The organism is Williamsia sp. (genome assembly GCF_016462415.1).
GTDB lineage: Bacteria > Actinomycetota > Actinomycetes > Mycobacteriales > Mycobacteriaceae > Williamsia_A.
This window is the reverse complement of sequence record NZ_JAEMTF010000170.1, coordinates 1-4,854: the sequence shown is the minus strand read 5'-3', so window position 1 is coordinate 4,854 and position 4,854 is coordinate 1. Positions and strand designations below refer to the sequence as shown.

Sequence of the window (4,854 nt, the reverse complement as noted above, 5' to 3'; positions counted from 1 at the left end):
GTGTCGGGGGCGGGCGGGCTCGCGACCGCCGGCGCATCGTCGTCCGCGACCGTGCCGTCCGCGGTGTCGTCCTCGTCGGCCTCGATCTCGTCGGTCACCGGCGCGCGACCGTCACGGTAGATCCCCGTCGCCGACTCTCGTCCCTTGCGCGCCAGCACGATGTAGGCGACGGCACACAGGAACACGATGGCCGCGGTGAACACGTTGATGCGGACACCGAAGATGTGCGTGGCCGCATCCTCGCGCAGCAGCTCGATACCGAACCGGCCGAGACAGTAGCCCGCGACATAGCCGGCGAACAGCCGTCCGTGCCCGATCCGGAAACGGCGGTCGATAACGACCAGCGCGATGACGACGAGGACGTTCCAGATCAGCTCGTAGAGAAACGTCGGCTGTACGACGTCGACGACCGTGCCGGTGGACTTGCCGTCGATCAGGCCTGGTCCGACATTGCCGCCTGCGTCCACGCGCTCGAAGATCTGCAGACCCCAGGGCAGGTCGGTGTGCGCTCCGTAGAGCTCCTGGTTGAAATAGTTGCCGAGCCGACCGATGGCCTGCGCCAACAGGATCGGCGGTCCGATGGCGTCACCCATGGCGGGCAGTCGGATCCCCGCGCGGCGTGCGCCGATCCAGGCACCGACCGCACCGAACGCGACCGCACCCCAGATGCCGAGGCCACCGTCCCAGATCTTGAGCGCGTCGATCGGCGCCTTGGGGCCGTCTCCGAAGTACGTCCGCCAGTCGGTCGCGAGGTGATAGAGCCGACCGCCGACGAGCCCGAACGGGACCGCCCAGATGGCGATGTCGAGGACCTCGCCATCGCGACCGCCGCGTGCCTGCCAGCGACGATTTCCCCACCAGACGGCGACGATGATGCCGGCGATGATGCACAGCGCGTAGGCGCGGAGCGGGAAGGAACCGAGGTACCAGACGCCTTGTGAGGGACTCGGGATGTAGGCCAGGACGGTCGGGTCGGTCACCGTGCCACAGTAGCCGAACGGACACCCTCGGCCAGCTCGGCCACCAGCGTCGTCAGGGCGTTTCCGCCCTCATTGACCGCGCTGACCAGAGCCGATCCGACGATGACACCGTCGGCGTATGCGGCGATCTCCGCGGCCTGTTCACGGCTGCGCACACCCAGGCCGACACCGATGGGGATGTCGGAATGCGCGCGCACACGGGAGCAGAGTTCGGGCGCCGCGTTCGAGACGGCGTCGCGTGCACCGGTGACACCCATCGTCGACGCCGCGTAGACGAACCCGCGGCTCGCCTGTGCGGTCATCGCCAGACGCTCCTCCGACGATGACGGGGCGACGAGGAAGATCCGGTCGAGATCGTGCGTCTCGGCGGCGGCGATCCAGTCGTCGGCCTCCTCGGGGATCAGGTTCGGGGTGATCAGACCGAGGCCACCGGAGGCGGCCAGATCCCGCGAGAACGCGTCGACGCCGTAGCGGAGCACCGGGTTCCAGTACGTCATCACCACCGGCGCGGCACCGGCGTCGGCGACGGTCTGGCACGCGGTGAACACGTCGGCGACGCGGACACCGGAACGCAGCGCCATGTCGGCGGCGTCCTGGATCGTCGGCCCGTCCATGACCGGGTCGGAATAGGCGATCCCCAGTTCGACGATGTCGCAGCCGGCGCTGACCAGGTCACGCAGCAGCGACAGCGAGGTGTCCAGGTCGGGGAAGCCGACCGGCAGATAACCGATGAGCGTGCTGCGGTTCTCCGCGCGGGCGTCGGCGAAGACCGGGGCCAGACGTGAGGCGGCCGTGGGTGCGGGGCTCATCAGCGCAGCTCTCCTGTGTCGGCGGAGTCGGAGACCTCGGCTCCGGAGTCGTCGAGCAGACCGAACCAGCGCGCGGCGGTGTCGACGTCCTTGTCGCCGCGTCCGGACAGGTTCACCAGGATGATCGCACCGTCGCCGAGCTCGGCACCCAGTGTCAGGGCGCCGGCGACGGCGTGCGCGGACTCGATCGCGGGGATGATGCCCTCGGTCTTGGACAGCAACGACAGCGCGTCCATGGCCTGCGCGTCGGTCACGGGCCGGTACTCGGCGCGGCCGGTCTCGAGCAGGTGTGCGTGCTCGGGTCCGACGCCCGGGTAGTCCAGGCCCGCCGAGATGGAGTGCGACTCGGTGGTCTGTCCGTCGTCGTCCTGCAGGAGGTAGGAGTACGCGCCCTGGAACGCGCCGGGGGTGCCACCGCTGAATGTCGCGGCGTGCCTTCCGGTCTCGACTCCGTCGCCGGCCGCTTCGTATCCGACCAGGCGGACGTCGGCGTCGCCGATGAACGGGTGGAAGATGCCGATGGCGTTGGAGCCACCGCCGACGCACGCGACCACCGCGTCCGGCAGCCGCCCGGTCTGATCCTGGATCTGTGCGCGCGCCTCCATGCCGACGATCCGTTGCAGGTCGCGGACCATCAGCGGGAACGGATGCGGTCCGGCGGCGGTGCCGAAGCAGTAGTAGGTGTTGTGCGCGTTGGTCACCCAGTCGCGCATGGCCTCGTTGATGGCGTCCTTGAGGGTCGCCGAGCCGTTGTCGACGGCCACGACCGATGCGCCGAGCAACCGCATCCGCGCGACGTTGAGCGCCTGACGTTCGGTGTCGACACGGCCCATGTAGACGATGCACTCGAGACCGAGGAGCGCGCACGCAGTCGCGGTGGCCACACCGTGTTGTCCGGCGCCGGTCTCGGCGATGACCCGGGTCTTGCCCATCCGCTGCGCGAGGAGAACCTGACCCAACACGTTGTTGATCTTGTGGGATCCGGTGTGGTTGAGGTCTTCCCGCTTGAGGAAGATGCGCGCACCGCCTGCGTGCGCCCGCAGGCGCGTCGCCTCGAACAACGGGGACGGACGGCCGCTGTAGTCCTTCTGCAGACGGTCGAGCTCGGCGAGGAAGTCGTCGTCGGAGCGGATCTTCTCGAAGGTGGTGGTGACCTCGTCGATGACGCCCATGAGCGCCTCGGGGACGTGCCTGCCACCGAACGAGCCGAAGTAACCCCGGGCGTCGGGGTCGGAGTCGGTCCGGGTGGACAGTCCTGCGCTCGCCGTGGGCAGCTCGGGGACGTCGATGCCGGGATGGGCGTGATCGGTCGTCATGTACCCATGGTGCCCTGCTCGGGCCCCGATATCGAAACCGCCGTCAGCGAACCGGCTTGGGGCAGGACGGGTGCGTACCCGCGGTGACCAGTTCACGCACGGCGGCCCGTGGGTCCCCGCTGGTGACCAAGCCCTCACCCACCAGCACCGCATCCGCTCCGGCGCCCGCGTAGGCGAGCAGATCGGCGGTGCCGCGGACACCGGATTCGGCGATCCGGATGGTCTCGGTCGGCAGCCCCGGCGCGATGCGGGCGAAGGTGTCGGTGTCGACCTCGAGGGTCTTGAGGTTGCGCGCGTTGACGCCGACGACACGGGCGCCCGCCTGCAGAGCGCGGTCGGCCTCCTCCTCGGTGTGGACCTCGACGAGCGCGGTCATGCCGAGCGACTCCGTGCGGTCGAGCAACGAAGCGAGCACGTTCTGTTCCAGGGCCGCGACGATCAGCAGGATCACGTCGGCGCCGTGCGCACGGGCCTCGTGGATCTGGTACGGACCGACGATGAAATCCTTACGCAGAACCGGGATGTCGACGGCCGCGCGAACCGCGTCCAGGTCGTCGAGCGAACCTCCGAAGCGGCGCTCCTCGGTCAGGACGCTGATCATGCGGGCGCCGCCGCTCTCGTAGGCCTTGGCCAGCGCTGCGGGGTCGGCGATGTTGGCGAGTGCTCCGCGGGACGGGCTGGCACGCTTGACCTCTGCGATGACGCCGATCCCGGTCTCACGCAGAGCGGCGTTCGCGTCGATGGGCGGTTTCGCGGCGGCGGACGCGGCCTTCACGGCGGCGAAGTCGAGAACTGCCTCGCGGGCAGCGACATCGGCTTTGACACCGTCGATGATCGAGTCGAGGACTGTGGGGGTGTTCATGTCTGCGCGGTCCCCTTCCGGCGGTGTCCGGGTCGAACCGTCGTCGTCGCGCTGACCCGATTCGATCGTCGGCATGCCGACTGATTTCGTATGCGACGAAGAGTAGCCCGCTCAGGCGTACGAGCCTCGATCGGGGTCGATGGCACAGTGCGCTCAGCGAGGGCCATCGTCGGCTCCGGTCGTCTCACCGGGACGCCGCCCCGGATCCGTCTCATCAGCGGCCGCCGCGGTCGGGTCGGCCCCGCTGTCGAGTGCATCCCACAGCATCCGCTCGTTGAGTCCGCCGCCGTCGCCGTCGGTCGCAGGTGCCGGGTCGTCGCCGTGCGCCGGTGTGGGGTCGGGCCCGGGGTCGGTGTCACCGGTTGTCGTGGAGCGGTCGGCGAAGATCTGCTCCTCGAGGTCGGCGCGGCGCGCTGCGGGCGACTTGTACTTCGACGACAGCCCGACCGCACCGCGGGCCGCGCGCATGATGACCACCGCCGCTGCGACCGCGAACAGGCCGGAGACGAAGACGAGGACGGCGGCCCCGGGGTGGGTCTCGATCGACGTCACCTGATAGCGACCGGGCAGATCGATGGCCTGGGCGGCGTAGGTGCCGCCGCTGTCACCGGTGAGCAACGAGATGGCCGGCGCGACACTTGCGACCCCGATCAGCGCGACGATCACCGCCAGGATGCGCAGCCCCCACCCCCGCAACGACACCGCCGCGGCGATGGCGGCGACGAGGACGATGGCCAGCGGCGTCAGATAACTGCTCCAGTCCGAGCCGTGGACGGTGAAGTCCCGGGGGACGCCGATCCCGTCGGCGGCGACCAGGCTCGCCCAGGACAGTCGCGAGCTCCCCCACAGCGCCGCGGCGGCCACGGCGAGCAGCACCGACGCGATGG

At 69.7% G+C, this 4,854-nt stretch carries 5 protein-coding genes; all 5 read right to left on the bottom strand.

Translation table 11 applies throughout. The features are described 5' to 3' along the window. Positions 1-980 (bottom strand): prolipoprotein diacylglyceryl transferase (gene lgt, locus JHC79_RS22580; RefSeq protein ID WP_296395118.1); only part of this gene is annotated, 980 nt, incomplete at its 3' end. Then, on the bottom strand, positions 977-1,789 hold the full coding sequence (gene trpA / locus JHC79_RS22575; RefSeq protein ID WP_296395116.1) for a tryptophan synthase subunit alpha: 813 nt from the start codon (positions 1,787-1,789) through the stop codon (positions 977-979). The genes trpA and lgt, both read right to left, overlap by 4 nt. Next, positions 1,789-3,105 carry a tryptophan synthase subunit beta gene (trpB, locus tag JHC79_RS22570; protein ID WP_296395114.1) on the bottom strand — a complete coding sequence of 439 codons (1,317 nt, stop codon included), beginning with the start codon at positions 3,103-3,105 and terminating at the stop codon, positions 1,789-1,791. The genes trpA and trpB overlap by 1 nt, the downstream gene beginning before the upstream one ends. Before the next feature lie 43 nt (positions 3,106-3,148). Then, on the bottom strand, positions 3,149-3,967 hold the full coding sequence (gene trpC, locus JHC79_RS22565; RefSeq protein ID WP_296395112.1) for an indole-3-glycerol phosphate synthase TrpC: 819 nt from the start codon (positions 3,965-3,967) through the stop codon (positions 3,149-3,151). Between the two features lie 153 nt (positions 3,968-4,120). Continuing rightward, positions 4,121-4,854 (bottom strand): TIGR02234 family membrane protein (locus tag JHC79_RS22560; RefSeq protein ID WP_296395110.1); only part of this gene is annotated, 734 nt, incomplete at its 5' end.